18 protein-coding genes are annotated in these 19,182 nt (G+C 73.6%); 7 read left to right on the top strand and 11 right to left on the bottom strand.

Annotated features, from left to right (window positions below):
* Positions 1 to 71: 71 nt before the first annotated feature.
* From C0216_RS13045 to C0216_RS13035, 3 genes are all read left to right on the top strand, one after another.
* On the top strand, positions 72 to 788 hold the full coding sequence (locus C0216_RS13045) for a response regulator (protein ID WP_114058640.1): 717 nt from the start codon (positions 72 to 74) through the stop codon (positions 786 to 788).
* A 94-nt stretch (positions 789 to 882) separates the two neighbouring features.
* Positions 883 to 1,542 (top strand): CBS domain-containing protein, encoded by a 660-nt coding sequence (locus C0216_RS13040; RefSeq protein ID WP_114055437.1) that lies wholly within the window; start codon positions 883 to 885, stop codon positions 1,540 to 1,542.
* Between the two features lie 63 nt (positions 1,543 to 1,605).
* On the top strand, positions 1,606 to 2,097 hold the full coding sequence (locus C0216_RS13035) for a CBS domain-containing protein (protein ID WP_114055436.1): 492 nt from the start codon (positions 1,606 to 1,608) through the stop codon (positions 2,095 to 2,097).
* A 158-nt stretch (positions 2,098 to 2,255) separates the two neighbouring features.
* Here C0216_RS13035 and C0216_RS13030 read toward each other — a convergent pair whose 3' ends face one another.
* On the bottom strand, positions 2,256 to 2,771 hold the full coding sequence (locus C0216_RS13030; RefSeq protein ID WP_114055435.1) for a flavodoxin domain-containing protein: 516 nt from the start codon (positions 2,769 to 2,771) through the stop codon (positions 2,256 to 2,258).
* Positions 2,772 to 2,982: 211 nt separating this feature from the next.
* On the opposite strand from C0216_RS13030, the gene C0216_RS13025 reads away from it, so the two are divergent.
* Positions 2,983 to 4,365, top strand: coding sequence for a nicotinate phosphoribosyltransferase (locus C0216_RS13025; protein ID WP_114055434.1), 1,383 nt, complete (start codon positions 2,983 to 2,985; stop codon positions 4,363 to 4,365).
* 54 nt (positions 4,366 to 4,419) lie between these two features.
* Here the strand turns inward: C0216_RS13025 and C0216_RS13020 are convergent, their stop codons facing one another.
* The 5 genes from C0216_RS13020 to C0216_RS13000 form a co-directional block, all read right to left on the bottom strand.
* Positions 4,420 to 5,121: a helix-turn-helix domain-containing protein gene (locus C0216_RS13020; RefSeq protein WP_114055433.1), complete on the bottom strand. Its 702-nt coding sequence runs from the start codon at positions 5,119 to 5,121 to the stop codon at positions 4,420 to 4,422.
* Between the two features lie 172 nt (positions 5,122 to 5,293).
* Positions 5,294 to 5,560, bottom strand: coding sequence for a DUF1918 domain-containing protein (locus tag C0216_RS13015; RefSeq protein ID WP_114055432.1), 267 nt, complete (start codon positions 5,558 to 5,560; stop codon positions 5,294 to 5,296).
* A gap of 2 nt (positions 5,561 to 5,562) precedes the next feature.
* Positions 5,563 to 8,163: a cation-translocating P-type ATPase gene (locus C0216_RS13010; RefSeq protein WP_114055431.1), complete on the bottom strand. Its 2,601-nt coding sequence runs from the start codon at positions 8,161 to 8,163 to the stop codon at positions 5,563 to 5,565.
* 10 nt (positions 8,164 to 8,173) lie between these two features.
* Complete coding sequence (locus tag C0216_RS13005) at positions 8,174 to 9,037, bottom strand: universal stress protein (protein ID WP_114055430.1); 864 nt, start codon at positions 9,035 to 9,037, stop codon at positions 8,174 to 8,176.
* Entirely contained in the window at positions 9,034 to 9,942 is a 909-nt protein-coding gene (locus tag C0216_RS13000) for a universal stress protein (protein WP_114055429.1), read from the bottom strand. The genes C0216_RS13005 and C0216_RS13000 overlap by 4 nt, the downstream gene beginning before the upstream one ends.
* A 261-nt stretch (positions 9,943 to 10,203) precedes the next feature.
* Here C0216_RS13000 and C0216_RS12995 point away from each other — a divergent pair, with 261 nt between their 5' ends.
* Together C0216_RS12995 and C0216_RS12990 are read left to right on the top strand one after the other, a co-directional pair.
* Positions 10,204 to 10,872, top strand: a complete 669-nt coding sequence (locus tag C0216_RS12995; protein ID WP_114055428.1) for a CBS domain-containing protein — start codon at positions 10,204 to 10,206, stop codon at positions 10,870 to 10,872.
* Between the two features lie 31 nt (positions 10,873 to 10,903).
* Positions 10,904 to 11,782: a universal stress protein gene (locus C0216_RS12990; RefSeq protein ID WP_174250389.1), complete on the top strand. Its 879-nt coding sequence runs from the start codon at positions 10,904 to 10,906 to the stop codon at positions 11,780 to 11,782.
* Between the two features lie 50 nt (positions 11,783 to 11,832).
* Here C0216_RS12990 and C0216_RS12985 read toward each other — a convergent pair whose 3' ends face one another.
* The 5 genes from C0216_RS12985 to C0216_RS12965 are packed head-to-tail and all read right to left on the bottom strand — an operon-like array spanning position 11,833 to position 17,418.
* On the bottom strand, positions 11,833 to 12,654 hold the full coding sequence (locus tag C0216_RS12985; RefSeq protein WP_114055427.1) for an ABC transporter permease subunit: 822 nt from the start codon (positions 12,652 to 12,654) through the stop codon (positions 11,833 to 11,835).
* Positions 12,651 to 13,568, bottom strand: a complete 918-nt coding sequence (locus tag C0216_RS12980) for an ABC transporter ATP-binding protein (RefSeq protein WP_114055426.1) — start codon at positions 13,566 to 13,568, stop codon at positions 12,651 to 12,653. The genes C0216_RS12985 and C0216_RS12980 overlap by 4 nt, the downstream gene beginning before the upstream one ends.
* Positions 13,561 to 16,281 carry a cation-translocating P-type ATPase gene (locus tag C0216_RS12975; RefSeq protein ID WP_114055425.1) on the bottom strand — a complete coding sequence of 907 codons (2,721 nt, stop codon included), beginning with the start codon at positions 16,279 to 16,281 and terminating at the stop codon, positions 13,561 to 13,563. Before C0216_RS12975 ends, C0216_RS12980 begins: the two co-directional genes overlap by 8 nt.
* Complete coding sequence (locus C0216_RS12970; protein WP_114055424.1) at positions 16,274 to 16,870, bottom strand: Rv1733c family protein; 597 nt, start codon at positions 16,868 to 16,870, stop codon at positions 16,274 to 16,276. Before C0216_RS12970 ends, C0216_RS12975 begins: the two co-directional genes overlap by 8 nt.
* Positions 16,871 to 16,917: 47 nt before the next feature.
* Positions 16,918 to 17,418 carry a flavodoxin domain-containing protein gene (locus tag C0216_RS12965; protein ID WP_114055423.1) on the bottom strand — a complete coding sequence of 167 codons (501 nt, stop codon included), beginning with the start codon at positions 17,416 to 17,418 and terminating at the stop codon, positions 16,918 to 16,920.
* A 213-nt stretch (positions 17,419 to 17,631) separates the two neighbouring features.
* Between C0216_RS12965 and C0216_RS12960 the strand changes: the two genes are divergently transcribed.
* Positions 17,632 to 19,065, top strand: coding sequence for an MBL fold metallo-hydrolase RNA specificity domain-containing protein (locus C0216_RS12960; protein ID WP_114055422.1), 1,434 nt, complete (start codon positions 17,632 to 17,634; stop codon positions 19,063 to 19,065).
* Positions 19,066 to 19,182: the final 117 nt, after the last annotated feature.

Raw genomic sequence — 19,182 nt, 5'->3', positions numbered from 1 at the left:
TGCGCATCACCGTCCTGCTGAGACAATTCGGGTGGAAACCTGACTGGCGCGATGCGGATCGGGTGGCGGACATGTCCGACGTAGCGGGTGCCTCCGTCGAGGCGCCCATCAAGGTGTTCCTCCTCGACGACCACGAGGTGGTCCGCCGGGGCCTGCACGACCTCCTCGACGCCGAGCCGGACATTGCCGTCGTGGGCGAGGCGGGCACCGCCGAGCAGGCGCTGGCCCGCGGGCCTGCGCTGCGCCCGGACGTCGCCGTGCTCGACGTACGGCTGCCCGACGGCGACGGCATCACCGTCTGCCGGGACCTCCGCTCGAAGATGCCGGACCTGGCCTGCCTGATGCTGACGTCGTTCGACGACGAGGAAGCGCTGCTGGACGCCATCATGGCGGGCGCCGCAGGGTACGTACTCAAGCAGATCAAGGGGTCGGACCTCGTCTCGGCGGTACGGATGGTGGCCACCGGGCAGTCCATGCTCGACCCGGCCACCACCGCCCGGCTGATGCACTCCCTGCGCGACCCGGAGGCCGCCAAGGAGCCCGAGGACGCCCGGCTCGGCATGCTGTCCGAGCGGGAACGGGCGGTCCTGGAGCTGATCGGCGAGGGGCTCACCAACCGCCAGATCGCCAAGCAGCTGTACCTGTCCGAGAAGACCGTCAAGAACCACATCTCCCGGCTGCTGGGCAAGCTGGGCGTCGAACGGCGGGTGCAGGCGGCGGTGATCGCAGCGCAGGTCCACGACCAGGGGCACCAGGGGCACCAGGGCGAAAGCTCGCCGAGGGCCTGATCGCCACGCGGAGAGCCGCCTGCCTCCCCGGCGCCGCCTGCCGGTGCCGGCCTGACAAGGAGGCCCGTTCCGGGCTGCACGGAAGGAGAAGACGGTGAGGCACAGGGAAGTGGGCGAGCTGATGACGCGCGAGGTCGTCACGGTCTCTCCCGACACCACGTTCAAGGAGATCGTGCGGACCCTCGGCGCGCACGGGGTGTCCGCGGTGGCGGTCGTCGACCAGGCCGGCCATCCCCTCGGCGTGATCTCCGAGGGCGATCTGCTGCCGAAATCCGCCGACCAGGGGGACTGGTTCCGGTCGGTGCCACGCCCCGAGCCCTGGGAGAGCGACAAGGCTGCCGCCACGCGTGCGGAGGAGCTGATGTCCGCGCCTGCGGTCTGCGCACGTCCGGAGTGGACAGCGGCGGAGGCTGCCCGGCTCATGGAGAGCCAGCACGTCAAGCGGCTGGTGGTCGTCGACGACGCCGACGTCCTGGTGGGCATCGTCACGCGCGGCGACCTGCTGCGGATCTTCCTCCGCGACGACGACGCCATTCGCCACGAGATCACCGCGGACGTCCTCGACCGGACTCTGCACCTGGACCCGGCATCCGTGTCCGTCGAGGTGCTGGACGGCCAGGTGACCCTGCACGGCGTGGTGCGCTTCCGGAGTCTGGTCCCCGTCGTCGAGCGGCTGTGCCGCACCGTCGACGGCGTCGTCCGGGTCACGGAGCACCTCGCGTGGGATACGGATGACACCGGCGCGGGCCGCTGAGCCGCCCGGGGCGCGCGGCGTGAACACATCGGAGCCAGTGGACCAGTGGAGAGGAGCGGGACGATGAAGGTGTCCGCGTCCATGTCGGCGCCGGCGGTGTCCGTCACCGCCGCGACGACCATCGGTGAAGCGGCCCGCCACATGGACGTCCACGGCGTCGGCTGCCTGGCCGTGACCGAGGGCGGAGTCCTGCGCGGCCTCGTCACCGACCGCGACATCGCGGTGCGGGCGGTGGCCGCAGGGCTCGACCGCGACGATCCCGTCGCGGACGTGATGACCACTCCGGTGGTGACCCTCGACGCCGCCGACGACATCCACGTCGCGTACCGGACGTTCCGCAGCAGAGGCGTCCGGCGCCTTCCCGTCCTCGACGGGCAGCGCGTCGTGGGGATGCTGACCGTGGACGACCTGCTGATGGACGTCTTCCGGAGGGTGGCGGACCTTCTCGGCCCGGTCGCCTGGAGCGTCCTCGAAGAGCCTCCCGGGCCCCGGGACGAGATCGGCCCGCGCGCACCGGTGGACGGAAAGAGCCCGCCCGCTTCTCGCGGATCCTGATCGTGCGGTGCACGGCCGTCAGCCGCTTCTCCGCATCCTCACAGGGCTCCTTCCGTCACCTTCATCCCACCACAGGCAGTTGCTGTCCTCCAGGGCCGAACGGTCCCCTCTTGCGCCCCCGGACAGCCCTCGCGCCCGGCGGGCGGCGTGAAGGCCGTTCAGGCGGCCGCATCGAGTTCGGCGCTGATGTGGTGGGCCCAGGTCTGGATCCGCTCGGGGTTGCGGAAGTCGCCCCCCTTGCCGTGACGGACCAGCGCCTTGGCCATGAGGCCGGGGGTGCTCGCGGTGATGCTTCCTCCGAAGGTGACGTGCTCGCGTGCGCCGAGCCGTTCCATCTGCTTGGCCACCGCCGGTACCGGCCGGATCTCGTGCTGCTCCGCGGAGCTGTCGACCGGGCCGCTGCTGAACAGGAAGACCGGGCGGTGCCTGAGGTAGTGCTCGTTGCGTTCCGCGCAGTGCCGGGCCTTGGCGCTCCAGCGGCCCGCGTACAGCGCTCCTCCCAACACGACGGCGTCGAAGCCGCGGACGTCGTCCACGTCGTCCGCGGGGAGGACCACGGCGTCCAGGCCGTCCTCGCGGAGGGTCCTGCCGATCTCCGCCGCGATCCCGGCGGTCGCACCGTGCCTGGTCCCGTAGGCGACCAGGACCCTCTTGGCGGTCTGCCTGCCTGACATGGGGTGCTCCTAGGTCTCCGGCGCCGCGGGCCGGCGCGTTCGTTCGGGTCTGTCTCCACTGTCGTCCCGCAGCCGCCCGGCCCGCATGGGTCTCTCGGGGCAGGGAGGGGGCCGTTCGGCCCCGGCCCGGGAGCCGCAGGAGGGGCCGGTGCGCAGGGGCCCGCGCCTGCCGGCCAGGGCGGACCGCGACGGAAGGGAGCACGCTGGAGGCATGTCCCAGGTGACCACCACAGACCTGTACGAGATCACGATGGCGATGTCGTACCTGAACGAGGGTATGGCCGAGGACGCCACCTTCAGTCTCTTCGTACGGGAACTGCCGCCGGGGCGGGGGTTCCTCGTCGCCGCCGGTCTGGAGCCCGCCCTCGACTACCTGCACGAATTCGAGGTGACGCCGGACGACGCCCGCGTCTTCGCCGAGGCGCTGCACCGCCCGCCGGCGGACCTGGCTCCGCTGGTCGGCCTGCGGTTCGAGGGCGAGGTGCGTGCCGTCCCGGAGGGGCGGCTCGTCTTCGCCGGCGAGCCGCTCCTGGAGGTGACCGCTCCCCTCCCCCAGGCCCAGCTCGCCGAGACGTACCTGCTCAGCCTGGTCTGCCACCAGACGGCCGTCGCATCCAAGGCGGCGCGCTGCGTCCTGGCCGCCCGCGGACGACCGGTGGTCGACTTCTCGCTGCGCCGGACCCACGGGCCGCAGGCCGGCTTCCAGGCCGCCCGGCTCGGAGGGATGGCGGGCTTCGCAGGAACCAGCAATGTCGATGCCGCGGTACGGCTGGGCCTGGCCGCCTCCGGCACCATGGCGCACTCGTACATCGAGGCGTTCGACTCGGAAGAGGATGCGTTCCGGGCCTTCGCGCGCACCCATCCCGGCCCGGTCACCCTGCTCGTCGACACCTACGACACCGGCCGGGGCGTGGCGACGGCGGCCGAAGTACTGGCCGGTCTGGGGCGCGGTCCGGGCTGCGCGATCCGCCTCGACAGCGGTGACCTCGGGGAGCTCGCGCACCGGTCCCGCGCGCAGCTGGACGCCGCGGGCCTGCCGGACGTGCGGATCATCGCCAGCGGAGGGCTGGACGAGTACGCGATCGACGACCTCATCCGGTCCGGGGCGCCGATCGACGTCTTCGCCGTCGGCACCCGCGTGGGCACCGCCGCGGACGCACCCTATCTGGACGCCGCGTACAAGCTGGTGGCATACGACGGCCGGCCGGTGATGAAGCTGTCCTCGGCGAAGGCCACCGCCCCGGCGCCCAAACAGGTGTACCGGCGGCCCGGCGCGGCCGACGTGATCGCCCTCCGCGACGAGGACCCTCCCCCGGGCGGGGACCCAATGTTGCGCACGGTCATGAGGGACGGCCGGAGAACCGGACCGCCCGACTCGCTCACCGCCGCGCGCTCCCGCCTCGACGCCGATCTCGGCGCGGTGCCGGCCGGGGCCAGGCGCATCCGCGACCCGCAGGCGCCGGTGCCTGCGGTTTCGGAGCGGCTGTCCCGGCTGACGGAAGAAGTACGCAGACGACTGCTCGCGGAACTCGACGGCACGGGGACGGACGGCGGCACCGGCGGACAGCACCGTCCCGCGCCCCGTCGGCCGTGATGCCGGTGCGGCCGGCACCGGCAGCCCGCGTCCGAGCGGCCGCCGCCCGGGAGGTCAGGGGCTCACCACACGGCGGCCGGTGATCCGGACCGGAGTGATCTTCATCCAGAGGCTGCGCGCTCCGTCCGCCCAGGGCACGAAGTTGGCCGCCGCAGCGCTGCGCTCGAGGTCTCGCGATGCGGCGACGGCCCTCGTGAGCTCTCCGACGGCCAGCACGCTCCACCCCCTGGCTGCGACCTCGTCGATCTGCTCGGCCTCGAAGGCGGCCTCGGTTCCCGCCGCGCGGGCCAGTACGGTGTCGGCACCGGTGCGGAACGCGATGCCGTCACCGGCGACGAGGTAGTTCACCGGGTGGACGGCGGGGCCGTCGGAGGCGAAGACGGCCACCCGTCCGATGCCCCGCACACCCAGGAGCCGCCGGCACTCGCCCTCGTCGAGCGGGACCAGTCGCCCGTCGATCGGCCTGTTCCGGGGGCCCGCCTCCCCGTCGGATCCGCCGGCGACGAGGCTGTCGACCGTGGTGCCGAGCGCCTGGGCGAGACGGACGAGGGTCCCGATCGCCGGGACCACGACGTGGTCCTCCACGCAGGCGAGGTAGTGCGCATCGACGCCGCAGCGCTCGCCCAGCTCCTCGCGCGTGAGATGGGCCGCGGCCCGGAGCGCCGCCACCCTGCGGCCCAGGGCTGTCCGCCCGGCCACGGCTCGTCCCCGGGAGCCGGGAGGCAGACCGGGCGCGGTGTAGTTGATCGTACTCATGACGCCATCGCTCCTCCGGCGGCTCGCCGGCCACCTCGTGCTGTGGTCGCTGGTACCACCAGACTGATCCCGGCCCCGGCCGATACGCATGGGCCGATCGGCCCCACCGAGCGGCCCGTGCGACCCTCCCCGCACGGCACGCGCGAGGCGAGTCCGAGGTCCCGGCCCGCGGCTACTGCTTCTCGGGGCTGCTGCCTGGGGCGGGGTGTGCCGTCGCTTCGTGCAGGTGGCGGACGTGGGCGTCCGGGCCCGGGAAGAACACGGACGTACGGCCGGTGTCGGACCAGCGGACGTCGTACGGAGGGGTTCCGTCGGCATGGTGGAGGGCGATGACCTCCCCGTCCCGGCCGGGCGTGCCGACGGTGGGGCCGCCCACGACGATCTGGTCGCCGACCTCGGCGTGGATGCCGGGTCCGTGTTCTGGCTCGTGAGTGTTCATGGTCATGCCTTTCTGCGGAATGCGCCGCGCAGCAGCCGGGCGGCGAGGAACGCCGCGAGAGCCGCAGCGGACGCGAGCCAGACTCCGGTCCAGCCGACCGGTTCGGTCTCCAGCAGCGACTGCAGTACGGGGACGTGCAGGGCGGCCATCGCCAGTGCGGCGGACCCGGCGACGGAGGCGGGGAGGAAGAGGTTCGCCCTGGTCAGGAGGCGGGCCCTGAGGCCGAGGGCCACGCCCAGCTGGGATCCGAGCAGGGCCAGGAAGAGCACGCTCTGCCAGGGCAGGTCCATGGCGTGGGCGGCGGTGCCCGCGAGGAGGCTGACCGCCGTCACGGCGGAGGCCAGGACGAGGAGGCGCTGCCACACTCCCGCGGCGAGGATGTGCTGTCCGGCAGGGCGGGGCGGGCGGTGCATGGCCTGCGGCGAGACGGGCTCCGCCCCCATGGCCACGCCCGTGAGGCCGTGGGTCAGGAGGTTGATCCAGAGGATCTGCCCCGCGCGGAGCGGCAGGGGCAGCCCGAGCAGCGGGCCGATCAGCATCACGAGGATCTCGGCGGCTCCGCCGGCCATGGCGTACACGAGGAAGCGGCGGATGTTGTCGTACACCCGGCGGCCCTCCTCGACAGCCGCCACCACGGTGGAGAGCTCGTCGTCCGTGAGGACGAGGTCGGCCGCCTGCCGGGCCACTTCCGTGCCCCGTGCCCCCATGGCCACGCCGATGTCCGCCTGCCGCAGGGCGGGGCCGTCGTTGACGCCGTCCCCGGTCATGGCGGTGACGGCTCCGCCGGCCCGCCAGGCGCGGACGATGTCCAGCTTCTGCTGGGGGTCGGTGCGGGCGAAGACCCGGACGGCGGTCAGGTCGGCGTCCCGGGAGGCAGCCAGCTCGGGGCCCGTGAGGACCTGCTCCGCGGGGCCGTCCCCGACGAGTCCGGTGCGGACCGCGATGGCGTGGGCCGTCGCCGGGTGGTCACCGGTGATCAGCACAGGGGTGATGCCGGCCGCCCGGCAGGCCGCCAGCGTGGTGGCGGCCGCGGCCTTCGGCGGGTCGCTGATCGCGATCAGGCCGAGCAGGCGCAGTCCGTGCTCTGCGTCGGCGGCGGGCAGGGGCTGCCACAGCCGCTCGGCGCCTGCCACGGCCAGGACGCGGAACCCCCGTGCGGCCAGTGCGGCAGCCTGTCGGCGGGCCCGTTCCAGCGCTTCGGGCGGCTCGGCGAGGACGGTCGGGGTCAGCACCGCCTCCGGTGCCCCCTTGAGGCAGACCAGTACGTTCCCGTCAGGCAGGTGGTGCAGGGTGGTCATGCGCTTGCGCAGGCTGTCGAAGGGTGCCTCGGCGATCCGGGGGCAGGCCCGGTGCAGTTCGGCCGGGCCGGGGCAGTCGGCCTTGGCGGCGGCTGCCAGCAGTGCGGCCTCCATGGGGTCGCCCACGGCCGTCCAGGCGTCCGGCGGTCCGGCCGCGGGCGGCTTGAGGGACGCGTCGTTGCACAGGGCCGCTGTGGTGAGCAGTTCCCGCAGCGGGCGGAGCTCCCGGGGTGTCAGGGAGCGCCCCGCGCGGGTCAGCTCGCCGTGGGGCTCGTACCCGGTGCCGGAGACGTCGGCGGCGCCGGCGGGCGTCCACAGGTGCTGGACGACCATGCGGCCTTCGGTGAGGGTGCCGGTCTTGTCGGTGGCCAGCACGCTCACCGAGCCCAGGGTCTCGACGGCGGGCAGGCGTCGGACGAGCGCCCCCCGGGCTGCCATCCGGCGGGCTCCGAGGGCGAGGGCGAGGGTGACCACCGCCGGAAGCGACTCGGGGACCGCGGCGACGGCGAGGCTGATGGCGGTGACGGCCATCGTGCCCGGCGCGAGGCCGCGCAGCAGGCCCAGGGCGAAGAAGAGCACGCAGAGGGCGATGGTGGCGGCGGCCAGGACGCGACCGAGGGAGGCGAGGCGCTTCTGGAGGGGAGTCGGCTCGTGGCCGCCGTCGAGCAGAGAGGCGATGCGGCCGAGGGCGCTCGCCGCACCGGTGGCCGTGGCGGTGGCGGTGCCCCGGCCGCGTACGACGACCGTTCCGGCGCTCACCGTGCCGTCCGGTGCCTTGTCGACGGGCTCGGATTCGCCGGTGAGCATCGATTCGTCCATCAGGAGCGCGGAGGCCTCGGTGAGGTCCGCGTCGGCGGCGACGATATCGCCCTCGCCCAGCAGGAGGGTGTCGCCCGGGACCACGAGCGCCGCCGGAACCTCGTGGGCCGCTCCGTCGCGCAGCACCCGGGCGTGCGGGGCGGACAGGGCGGAGAGCGCGGCGACGGCCCGGTCCGCACGGACCTCCTGGGCGACGCCCACGGTGGTGTTGACGACGATCACCAATCCGATGACGACGGCGTCCGGGTAGTCCCCGATCAGGATCGTCAGCAGGGCGGCACCGAGCAGCACCATGATCAGCGGATCGCGCAGCTGCGCCAGCACGCGCCGGTACAGGGGCGTGGGCCGGGGAGGGGAGACTTCGTTGCGGCCGTAGCGGACCAGCCGGCGTTCGGCCTCGGTCTGCGTCAGTCCTGCCCCGGCCTGCGTCGGCCCCGGCGGGACCGGGGCACGGACGGCCGTTGCGTCGACAGCGCGGCTGGTCATGGGGGCGGCCTCATCCGGTCGGGACGGTGATCACCGGGCAGTGGGCGCGGTGCAGGAGGCCGTGGACGACGGAGCCGAGCCGCATGCCCGTGTAGCCGCCGCGCCCGCGGCGGCCGACCACGACGGCCAGGGCGTGCTCGGCTGCACGGGCCAGTTCCTCCACCGGGTGGCCCGTTGCCACCTCGTGGGTGACGTGCACATCCGGGTACTTCTCCGACAGTCCGGCGGTCGCTTCGGACACCAGGGCCCGCTGGGCGGGCGGTACGGCTTCCCCGTCGTTGCCCGTGGCCTGCGGCGGCTGCCACACGTGGACGGCCCGCAGGTCCGCACCCCGCAGGTCGGCCTCGTCGAAGGCGAACGCGAGCGCAGCCCGGGACGAGGCGCTGCCGTCGACGCCGACGACGAGGTACGGCGGCTGCCGGGTGACGTCCTCCGCGTCGCCCACGACGACGACGGGGCAGGGGGCCTGCGCGGTCACCGGGACCACGAGCGATCCGGCGCTGAACACCTCCGCGACCCGGCCGAGGTGCCGGGAGCCGAGCACGACCATGCGGGCCTGCCGGGCCATCCCGGCGATGACGGGGGCGGGGAAGCCGCCGTGCAGCTCACCGGCCACGACCAGCTCCGGATGGCGTGCCCGGACCCAGTCCCCGGCCTCCGCCAGTCTTTCGGTGCCGGCCCGTCGCAGGGCTGCCTGCCCTGGAGTGTCGTCGGCGCGGCGGGTGTCGTGCCGGGGCGGCACGGCGAGCACCAGGCGCAGCGGGAGGCGGCGCCGCTGGGCTTCGTCGGCAGCCCAGGCAAGGCAGAGGTGCCACGCACGGACCGGGTCGATGCCCACGAGGATGTCACGGGCGCCTTCCCGGGGGCCGGTCATGACCGGCCCCCGGCGCCGGTACCTGCTCGGGGGATGAGGAGTACGGGGCAGTGGGCGTGGTGCAGGACGCTGTGCGTGGCCCTGCCCAGGTTGCGGCCGAGGCCAAGCCGGGTGGGTGCCCTGCGGCCGCCCATGACGAGCAGGTCGGCGTGGCGGGACGCCTCGACCAGCGCCCCGGCCACGGAGGCGCTCTTCTCCGCGTCGCCCTCGACGGCCAGGTCGGGGAACTCCTTGTGGATCGTGTCCGTGACGGCATGCAGGGCTCCTGCGTGCTGCCCGGCAATCTCGTCGATGTCGTCGAGCATGGTCACCATGTTGCCGACGGACTGGAGCATGTTCCACACGTGCAGCAGCCGGAGCGAGGCCTTGCGCAGCTCTGCCTCCCGGGCGGCGTACCGGGCGCACACGAGGTCGTGGCCGTCGCGGACGGCCGCGAGGACGGTGCCGCGCTCCTCTGCCTCGTCGATGCCGCGGACCACGATGACGGGGTTCTCGGCGACCGCCGCGATGCCCATCCCGACGGAGCCGAGCATGAGGGCGTTGAAGCCCCCGAGGCCGCGGTGGCCCACGACGATCGTGCCGTGCAGCCCGCCGGCCCGGTGGAGGCTGGTGACGGCGTCGGTGCGGCTGAACTCGGTCGTCACGTGCAGACCGGGGTACTCGGCGCGCACGGCCTTCGCCGTGTCGTCCAGGAGTTCCCGCCCGGCGGCGCGGGTCTTCTCGATGGTCTCCGCCGACAGGTACAGGGCCTTGCCGTCGGTGTCCGCCCCGTGGACGAGGTGCAGGGGCCGGGCGCGGCGTGCGGCCTCGCCCGCGGCCCACAGGGCGGCGGCGCGCGCCTGCTCCGAGCCGTCCACGCCGACGATGACCGAGCTGGTGTCCGGGGTCCGGATGGTGCTTTCCACGGTTACTCCCAACCGAGAAGCGGATGGGGACACCCCTCAGGCTGACATCCGCGGTGCCGCGGGAAGAGGGCCGCCCGGGACCGGTGCCGGGGCCGAATGGTCCCCTCGTCCGGTCCCGTCCCGGTGCCGTATCCGGCCGTGGCCCCTCCGGCCCCGGGACGGGACCGTTCGGCCCTCGATCGCCGACGGGCTCCGGTGGATGGTGAGGGCAGACGCCGAGAGACGCCGGCCTCGCACGACCCGGCACACCAGGAGGGCCTCATGAAGCACATCAAGGTGGCGGACCTGATGACCGACGAGGTCGTGACCGTGACGCGGGACACCGCCTTCAAGGACGTCGCGAAGCTCCTGGCCCAGCACGACATCTCCGGAGTCCCGGTGCTGGACGACGAGGACCGGGTGGTGGGTGTCGTCTCGCAGACCGACCTGCTGGCCGGCCCGGCCCCGGACTCCCCTCTCGCTCCGCGGAACGGTACGCCGGCGCGGGCCCCCGTGGCCGGGGACGTCATGTCCGCGCCCGCGGTCACCGTCCGCGCCGAGGAGACAGCGGCCGACGCCGGCCGGCTGATGACCCGCCGCGGTGTCGAGCGTCTTCCCGTCGTGGACGTGGAGGACCGGCTGGTCGGCATCGTCACCCGTCGTGACCTGCTCCGCACGTTCCTGCGCCCGGACTCCGAGATACGCCGGCGCGTCACCGAGGAGGTGCTCTCGGACATCCTCGGTGTGCCGGCCGACGACGTCGACGTGCACGTGGTGGACGGGATCGTCACACTGGACGGGCATGTCGAACGCCGGAGCCAGCTGCACGCACTGCGCAGCCTCGTGGAGGGAATCGACGGGGTCGTCGCCGCGGCAGTACACGTCACCGCCCGCACCGACGACACGGACGCCGCGCACACCGGCCACTCACGCCACACGATGCAGTGGTGACGGCCCGGCGGACCGCACGAGGAGGTAGACCATGCCGAACCGCATCACCGTGGGTCTGGACGGATCGGGCGCAGACCTCGCCTCGGCCGGCTGGGCGGCGAAGGAAGCCGAACTGCGCGGCGCCGACCTCGAGCTCCTCCACGTCGAGGACTGGCCGCAGAACGCGCCCTTCGCCATACCGCTCCCCGAATCCCGCCGGCAGTGGGGCGAGCAGCTCCTGGCCGACACCCGGGAGCGCCTGGCAGGGGAGCACCCTGCGCTGGCCATCAGCACCCGCCGGATCGACGGGGCTGCGGCGGCCGAAGCACTCGCGTCCGCCGCGGCGGACGCGGACCTCCTGGTGCTCGGATCGCGGCGGCTCGGCCCGATCGCCGGGTTCTTCGTGGGCTCGACCGGCTCGGACACCATCCCCAGGACCGAGACGCCCGTCGTCCTCGTACGCGCGGCCGAGGGCCGCGAGGCCCCGGCCGGCCGAGCGGGCGCGGAGGGGCCGGTGGTGCTCGGAGTGGACCTCCGCAGCAACTGCGACCGGCTGTTCGCCTTCGCCTGCGAGGAAGCCGAGCGGCGGTCCTGTCCGCTGGTCGTCATCCACGGCTGGTCACCGCCGCCGATGTTCGCCTACGCCCCCGCCCTCGACCCCGGCGTCGAGGGGGAGATCGCCGAGGGGCTGGAGGCCACGCTCAGGGGGATGCTCGGTCCTTGGCGGTTGAAGTACCCCCGTCTCGCGGTGGACTCACGCGCCGTCATCGGCCAGCCGGCCGTGCAGATCCTGGAGGCGGCATCCGGTGCGGCCCTGGTCGTCGTCGGCCGGCGCATCCGCCGCTTGGCACTCGGCACCCACATCGGCCCCATCACCCACGCGGTGATGCACCACGCCGCCGCACCCGTCGCCGTCGTGGCGCACGACTGAGGACGGACGGCCCGGGCGCGGGCCCCGCCCCGGCCGCCCCGGCCGCGGCGTCAGGGTGCGAGATCCCGGCGCCGGAGCAGCAGGTGGGCCGCCAGGATGCCCAGCAGCCCTGTGCCCACCAGCACCCCCAGTTGGGGCCAGAGGACGCCGCCTTCGGCCAGGGCGTCTCCCGGCGCGTAGTAGTGGAACGGGCTGAGGAAACGCAGCGGTGCGGCCGGCTCCCAGGCCAGGGCGATGAAGTTGACGGCGAAGCCCACCGCTCCGATCGCTATGGTCGCGCCGATGACCTGCGCGCGCCGGCGCCCCGCCGCCGACACGGCCATGGCGGGGCCGGTCATGCACAGCGCGAAGCCGAAGCCCATGAGTCCTGCGGCCAGGACTCCGCTGAGGGGCACCATCCGGTGGATGTCCGGTGACAACGCCACCCCCGCCGCGACCGTGAGCGTTGCGGCGGCATTGAGGACCAGCACCGCGAACACCAGCGCGGCGGTCCGCTCCGCCAGCAGCCGGCTGCGGCTGACGGGACGCACCACCACCAGCTCCACCGTCCCCGACTCCACGTCCGCCGCCACGGCGGCCGCCGCGAGCGATCCGATGGCGGTCAGCTGCAGGGCGATCCAGAACGGGTGCGTCAGGCCGGCGCCCAGCAGCCCGGGGTAGCTGGCGATGGACACGGCCCCGCTGGAGCCGCTGAACGCCCGGTAGGCCGAGGGCGGCCCCTTCCCGCCGGCGGCGAAGAGGTCCGCCGGGGCGAGGGCGCCCGCGACCACCACGATGAGTGCCTCGAAGGCGACCATCCCGACCAGCAGGGCCGCCAGCATCCTGCGCCGCCGGTACAGGGCGATCCAGAACAGGGGCCACCGGCTTCTCACGGTCCCTCCTCCGGGCCTCCGCGGCGGTACAGGTCCAGGAACGCCTCGTCGAGGCCCGCTTCCTCCACCGTGACGTCCAGGACCGCCGGCCCCAGCAACCCGCGCAGCGCGGAGACGGCTTCGCTCGGCGGCACGAGCAGCTCCACGCGGTTCCCCTGCCGGCGCGGGCCCCAGCGCTCCGCGCCGCCCAGGGTCCGGGGCACCTGCCCGTCGGCGAACGTCAGCCGGATCCGCCTGGCGCGTGCCTCGCGCAGGCCTGCCACGCTCTCCACCGTCACCAGCCGGCCGTCCCGTACGATCGCCACCCGCCCGCACGTGCGCTGCACCTCCGGCAGGACGTGGCTGGACAGCAGGACGGTCCGTCCGGCGGAGGCCATCTCCTGGAGCAGTGCGTAGAACGTCTCCTGCACCAGCGGATCGAGCCCCTCGGTGGGCTCGTCGAGCACCACCAGGCGCGGATCGTGCTGCAACGCCTGCACCAGTCCCAGCTTCTGTTTCATGCCGCGCGAGTAACCGCCGACAGGCCGGTCGAGCACCGACCGGGTGAGGCCCAGCCGATCGCACAGCTTCCCGCGGCGGGGCGACGGAGCTCCCTGCAGGTCGGAGAGGAGGTCGAGCGTCTGTGCCCCGGAGAGTTCCGGGTAGAACCGGAGTTCGCCGGGGAGGTATCCGAGGTGTGGCGCGACCCGGCCGTGATCGGTGATCGGATCCAGCCCCAGCACCCGTACGGTTCCCCCGGTGGGCCGGAGCAGCCCGACAAGGCACCGCAGCGTGGTCGTCTTCCCCGCTCCGTTGGGTCCGAGGAAGCCGAACACCTCGCCGGGCCGCACGGTCAGGGTCAATGTGTCGACCCCGACCACCGCCCCGTACCTCTTGGTCAGACCGGTCAGCTCGATGGCCGGCTCGTCACCCATGGGTCCAGTCTGACCCGGCAGCCGGGCGCCCGCCCGCTCGCGAGCCGGTGGAGCGCCGGCGGCGGGCCCAGCGGCGGAGTTCGTCGGTTCCCCAGACCAGCAGCGGGAAGGCCGCGATGAGGAGGACGACGTCCACGGGCAGGGCCGCGGTGCCGAAGAGGTGCTGGAGCGGGGGCGCGTAGACGAGCGCCGCGGTGAAGGCGAGTTCGAAGGCGATGCCGGCGAGGAGCAGGGGGTTGGTGAAGAACCCGATGTCGCGCAGGGCGGCGTGATCGGTGCGTGCGGCGATGGCCGTGCCGACCTGGCAGGTGACGATGCCGGCGAAGGTGGCGGTGGTTGCCGTCAGGTAGGCGTCGTGGAGCGGGGTGCCCGGGCCGGTCGGGTCACCGGGCTGCCATCCGGCGCGCCAGAGGACGTAGAAGTACGCGGCCATGACGAGCACGGCGGACACGCTGCCGAGCCAACCCCAGCTGCGGACGAGCATGTCCTTGTTGATCACTCCTTGGCTGCTGGGGCGGGGCGGCCGGCTCATGACGCCGGGTTCGGCGCGCTCGCGGCCGAGGGCGAGCGCGGGGAGGGTCTCGGTGCCGAGGTCGATGGCGAGAATCTGGAGCACGGTCAGCGGCAGCGGAACCGCCCCGCCGGAGAGGGCGAACACGAGGAAGGGGACGACCTCGGGGGTGAGGTGGGCGAAGATGTAGACGATGAACTTGCGGACGTTGTCGTAGACCCGGCGGCCGGATTCGATCGCCGTGACGATGGTGGCGAAGTTGTCGTCCGTCAGGACCATCGTGGACGCCTCGCGGGCCACGTCGGTGCCCGACCGTCCCATGGCCACGCCGATGTGGGCGCGGTGCAGGGCGGGCGCGTCGTTCACCCCGTCGCCGGTCATGGCGACGATCTGCCCGTGGCTGCGCAGGGCGTCGGCCACCTTCAGCTTGGTCTCGGGCGACGAACGCGCGAACACGATCTCGGTGTCGCCCTGTTGCAGGAGGTGGTCGAGCCGGCGGTCGTCGACCGCCTCGGACTGGGCGACCACCTGCAGCTTCGGCACGCCGATGCCGACCGAGCGGGCGATCGCGGCGGCCGTGGCACCGTTGTCGCCGGTGACGATGTGCACGGTGAGGCCCGCCTCGTGGCAGCGCCGGACCGCGGCCGCGACCTCCGGCCGCGGGGGATCGTAGAGTCCGACCAGCCCGAGCAGGTGCAGCCCCTGCTCGGCCTGCTGCCGCCGCGCCGGTACGGGGGCACCGGCCGGCAGGTCCCGTACGGCCACGGCGAGCACCCGCATGCCGTCCGCGGCCAGGGCGTCGGCGGCCTCCTTGGCCTTCCCGGCCGGCTCTCCGCCTGCCAGCAGCGACAGCACGGCCTCGGGGGCGCCCTTGGCGATGACACGGAGGCGGCCGGTGCCGGAGTCCTGGACCACCGACATCAGGCGCAGGCGCGGGTCGAAGCGGAAGCAGGCGCGGCGGCCCGCGTCCCGCTCGGCCGGTTCGACGGGCACCGCGTGCCCGGCGGCCCCTTCCACGAGGGCGAGCTCGGTCGGGTCTCCGTGCAGTTGGCCGTCCGACTCCCGGGTGACGGTGGTGCACAGGGCGGCTGCCCGGATGAGTTCGGCGCTGCGGGGGCCGCTCTCCGTCAGGTGCTCGGGCGTCCACAGGCCGTGCAGCCGCATGTCGTTCCGGGTGAGCGTGCCGGTCTTGTCCGTGCAGATGACGTTGGTGGAGCCGAGGGTCTCCACCGCGCTCAGCCTCTTGATCACCGCACCCTGGCGGGCCAGGACCCGGACGCCGACGGCAAGGGCGAGGGTGATCGTGGGCAGCAGCCCTTCGGGGACGTTGGCGACGAGCAGCCCGATCGCGAACATCAGCGAGTCGGTCACCGGCAGGCCCACCGCCACACCGGTCACGAGGAAGACCGCTCCCATGGCCACGGCGACCGCCGCGATGAGCCAGGCGACCTTCTTGACCTGCTTCTCCAGCGGGCTCGGCTCGCGGCGGGTGCGCTGGCTGAGCGCGGCGATCCGGCCGAGCTCCGTGTGGTCGCCGGTGGCGAAGACGATCGCCCGGGCCTGTCCCTCGGTGGCGCTGGTGCCGCTGAAGACGAGGTTGGGCTCCTGGAGCACCGGTATCGCCTGCAGACCGGGGCCGGCCAGGCGCTCGACGGGGGTGGACTCGCCGGTCAGCATGGACAGGTCGGCTTCGATGCCCCCTTCGGTCAGACGGGCGTCCGCAGGGATCCGGTCGCCTTCCTCCAGGACGACGAGGTCCCCGGGTACCAGATCGCGGGCGGGGACGTGCTGCGGCCGGCCGTCGCGGATCACCTGGGCCCGTGCGGGAAGGTACCGGGCCAGGGTCTCGACGGCCTTCTCGGCCTGCCGTTCCTGGACGAGGGCGAATCCGGCGTTGACGAGGACGACCGCGACGATCGCCCAGCCGAGCACGCCGATGGCGGCGACGAAGGCGAGTGCGGCCGCCGCCCACAGCAGCAGGGCCAGGGGGTGGACCAGCTGTCGCAGGAGCTCCCGGAGGACGCTCCGCTGCGCGGCACGGCGCACCTCGTTCGGCCCGTAGACCGCCAGCCGGCGGGCTGCCTCCCGGCTCGACAGGCCCAGCGGGCCCGTGTGCAGCTCGCGGCGGAGCAGGGGAAGGGGCTCAAGGGGATCCGGCGTGACGTCCGGGGCGAGGTCCGGCCCGGCAGCAGGGTCAGCCATCGTCCGCTCCCTGACCCGGGCGCAGGCGGCCGGACCAGACGGGCTCGACGCTCTCCCACTCGGATTCCCAGGCCCGGGAGGCCCGTACGTCGACGATCCGGAGGCCGACACGGACGAGGGCACCTGACACGAGCAGGATCCCGGTCAGCGCCAGCGTGCCGAGACCGAACGCCTCGAACACGACCTCGGGAGTCCCGGGCGGGGCGGCCGCGGGGTTGCCCCGGTCGTCGACCCACACGCGGACCGTGTCGCCCGTCCGGGTTTCCGCAGGGACGGACACGGTGTGCCGGTGGGTGCGGTCAGGCGGATAGTTCCAGGTGGCGGGGGCAACGGTGAGGGTCCTCCCACTCGGTCCGTCTTCGGCCCGGTAGCTGGTCCCGCCGACCGTGGTGGCTGTCACGGCGTGCCGGTGGCGCGCGACCGCCTCGGCGGCGCGGCTGCTGTCGGTCCAGGCGGTCCACCCGGCGGCCGCACCGCAGAACACGGCGATCAGGCAGGCAAGGACGAAGGCGGCGTGCAGGCGGAAGCGCGTGCGGTCGGCCCTTCGTCGCAGCGGGTTGGCCGCCCGTCCTGAGGTCCGGTGGTTCATGGCTCGCCTCCGGCTCTGCCGGGATCCCGGGCCGGGCCGCCACCGCTTCAGGCGGCGGTGAGCTCGGCGCTGATGTGGTGGGCCCAGTTGCGGATGCGTTCGGGGTTCCGGTAGTCGCCGCCCTTGCCCTGCCGGAGCATCGACCGGGCGAGGAGTCCGGGGGTACGGGCCGTGACGCTGCCTCCGAAGGTCATGTGCTCTCGTGCACCGATGAGCTGCATCTGCCGGGCGACGGCGGGAGCGGGAGGGATGTCCCGCTCCTCGGCGGAGCGGTCGAGCGGGCCGCTGCTGAACAGCCACACGGGGCGGTGCCGCAGGGACTCGGCGTTGCGTTCGGCGCAGCGCTTGGCCTTGTCGCTCCAGCGTCCGGCGTAGACCGCGCCGCCGAGGACGACGGCGTCGAAATCGCGGACGTCGCCGACGTCGCTCGCGGGAAGGACGACGGCCTCGAACCCGTCCTCGCGGAGGGTCCTGCCGATCTCCTCGGCGATGCCGGCGGTGGCACCGTGCTTGGTGCCGTACGCAACCAGAACTCTCTTGGTGGTCATGGCGGGCTTCCTTGTCTCCGCGAGGGCTGATGCCACTGTCACGCAGCCGGCGGCGGCTCCGCTTGGGTCGGACGGTTCCCGGCCGGGACCATTCGGCCCTCCCCGCAGCGCCCGCCGCGAGGTCCACGCCGGGACCGCTCGGACGCCTCGCCCCGGTTCGCGTCGGATGCGACGGTGGAGACCGGCATCCGTCCCGAAAGGAGGGCTGTTGCCATGTCCTGGTCAGCCCCGTCCGCTGCTGCCGCCGGTGCCTCCGTCCGCCCGGCTCTCCTGACCTTCCTCGGCGGTGTACGCACGGTCACCGGCAGCAAGTTCCTCGTCGAGAGCGACCACGCGCGGATCCTCGTCGACTGCGGGCTCTTCCAAGGCGTCGCCGACCTGCGCCGCCGCAACTGGGGCAAGCTGCCCTGCGCCGCCGCCGACATCCACGCCGTCGTCGTCACCCACGCCCACCTGGACCACTGCGGCTACCTCCCGCGCCTGGTCCGCCACGGCTTCCGCGGGCCCATCCTGGCCAGCGCCGCCACCGCCCGGCTCGCCGGGATCGTCCTCCGCGACAGCGCCCGCCTCCAGATGGAGGCCGCCGCGCACGCGAACAGGCACGGCTGGTCCAAGCACCGGCCGGCGAAGCCGCTCTACGACGATGACGACGTCGACCTCACGGTGAGGTTCTTCGACCCGGTGGCCGTGGGGAGCGAGGTCGAGATCATGGCCGGGACGAAGCTCGTGCTGCACCGCGGCGGCCACATCCTGGGCTCTGCCTGGGCCCACCTGACCCTGGAGGACGGCCACACCCTCGCCGTCAGCGGCGACCTCGGCCGTCCGGGCCACCCGCTCCTCCTGCCGCCCGAGCCGTTCTCCGGCGCCGACGTCCTGCTCATGGAGTCGACGTACGGCAACCGCCGGCACGACCCGGAGGGCGCCCGGCGCGAGTTCGCCGCCGTGATCACCCGCGCGCTGGGCCGAGGCGGCACCGTCGTCATCCCCGCCTTCGCGATCGACCGGACGGAAGTGGTCCTGCACGAGCTGGCGGCTCTCCGCAGCGACGGCACCCTGCCCCGCCGCGTGCCCGTCTACGTCGACAGCCCCATGGCCCTGGCCGCCCTGGACGTCTACCGGGACGCCGTACGGTCCCGCTCCCCCGAGCTGCGGCCCGAGATCGCCGCCCGGGGCGAGGCCGCGATCAGCCCGGAACCCTTCCTGGCCGCCCGTACCGTCCAGGAGTCGATCGACATCAACAACGCCCCCGGACCGGCGGTCATCGTCTCCTCCGCCGGCATGGCCACGGGCGGACGCGTCCTGCACCACCTCCGCCGGATCCTGCCCGACCCCCGCAACGCCGTGGTCGTCGTCGGCTTCGCCGCGGACGGGACACGCGCACGGGACCTGGTGGACGGCGCCCGCACCCTGAAGATGTTCGGCGAGTACGTCCCCGTGCGCGCCGAGGTCGCCGACGTCCCGCACTTCTCCGCGCACGCCGACGCCGCCCAGATCATCGACTGGCTGCGCGCAGCTCCCGCCCCGCACACCACGTACCTCGTACACGGCGAGGAGACCGCCGCCGAGGCGCTGCGGGACCGGATCGACGGCGAGCTGGGCTGGACGGCCGTCGTACCCAGGTCCGGTGAGGCCGTCCTGGTCCGCTGACCCGGGCCGTCCGGTCCGCGGTTCGCCGGCGTCTGCCGCCGGGGCGTCTGCCGCGGCGACGGCGCCGCGGCTCCATGAATTGCAGAAATCTGCAATTACATACATTCTTAGATTGCT

This window comes from Streptomyces globosus (assembly GCF_003325375.1).
Lineage (GTDB): Bacteria > Actinomycetota > Actinomycetes > Streptomycetales > Streptomycetaceae > Streptomyces > Streptomyces globosus_A.
The sequence above is the reverse complement of the archived record's forward strand: the minus strand, read 5'-3'. Positions and strand labels throughout refer to the sequence as shown.

What these genes read in the sequence shown, in the direction of transcription:
- C0216_RS13045 (WP_114058640.1), top strand. Translation starts at nt 72, where the DNA reads ATGTCCGACGTAGCGGGTGCCTCCGTCGAGGCGCCCATCAAGGTGTTC.
- C0216_RS13035 (WP_114055436.1), top strand. Translation starts at nt 1,606, where the DNA reads ATGAAGGTGTCCGCGTCCATGTCGGCGCCGGCGGTGTCCGTCACCGCC.
- C0216_RS13030 (WP_114055435.1), bottom strand. Translation starts at nt 2,771, where the DNA reads ATGTCAGGCAGGCAGACCGCCAAGAGGGTCCTGGTCGCCTACGGGACC.
- C0216_RS13025 (WP_114055434.1), top strand. Translation starts at nt 2,983, where the DNA reads ATGTCCCAGGTGACCACCACAGACCTGTACGAGATCACGATGGCGATG.
- C0216_RS13020 (WP_114055433.1), bottom strand. Translation starts at nt 5,121, where the DNA reads ATGAGTACGATCAACTACACCGCGCCCGGTCTGCCTCCCGGCTCCCGG.
- C0216_RS13015 (WP_114055432.1), bottom strand. Translation starts at nt 5,560, where the DNA reads ATGAACACTCACGAGCCAGAACACGGACCCGGCATCCACGCCGAGGTC.
- C0216_RS13010 (WP_114055431.1), bottom strand. Translation starts at nt 8,163, where the DNA reads ATGACCAGCCGCGCTGTCGACGCAACGGCCGTCCGTGCCCCGGTCCCG.
- C0216_RS13005 (WP_114055430.1), bottom strand. Translation starts at nt 9,037, where the DNA reads ATGACCGGCCCCCGGGAAGGCGCCCGTGACATCCTCGTGGGCATCGAC.
- C0216_RS12995 (WP_114055428.1), top strand. Translation starts at nt 10,204, where the DNA reads ATGAAGCACATCAAGGTGGCGGACCTGATGACCGACGAGGTCGTGACC.
- C0216_RS12990 (WP_174250389.1), top strand. Translation starts at nt 10,904, where the DNA reads ATGCCGAACCGCATCACCGTGGGTCTGGACGGATCGGGCGCAGACCTC.
- C0216_RS12980 (WP_114055426.1), bottom strand. Translation starts at nt 13,568, where the DNA reads ATGGGTGACGAGCCGGCCATCGAGCTGACCGGTCTGACCAAGAGGTAC.
- C0216_RS12975 (WP_114055425.1), bottom strand. Translation starts at nt 16,281, where the DNA reads ATGGCTGACCCTGCTGCCGGGCCGGACCTCGCCCCGGACGTCACGCCG.
- C0216_RS12970 (WP_114055424.1), bottom strand. Translation starts at nt 16,870, where the DNA reads ATGAACCACCGGACCTCAGGACGGGCGGCCAACCCGCTGCGACGAAGG.
- C0216_RS12965 (WP_114055423.1), bottom strand. Translation starts at nt 17,418, where the DNA reads ATGACCACCAAGAGAGTTCTGGTTGCGTACGGCACCAAGCACGGTGCC.
- C0216_RS12960 (WP_114055422.1), top strand. Translation starts at nt 17,632, where the DNA reads ATGTCCTGGTCAGCCCCGTCCGCTGCTGCCGCCGGTGCCTCCGTCCGC.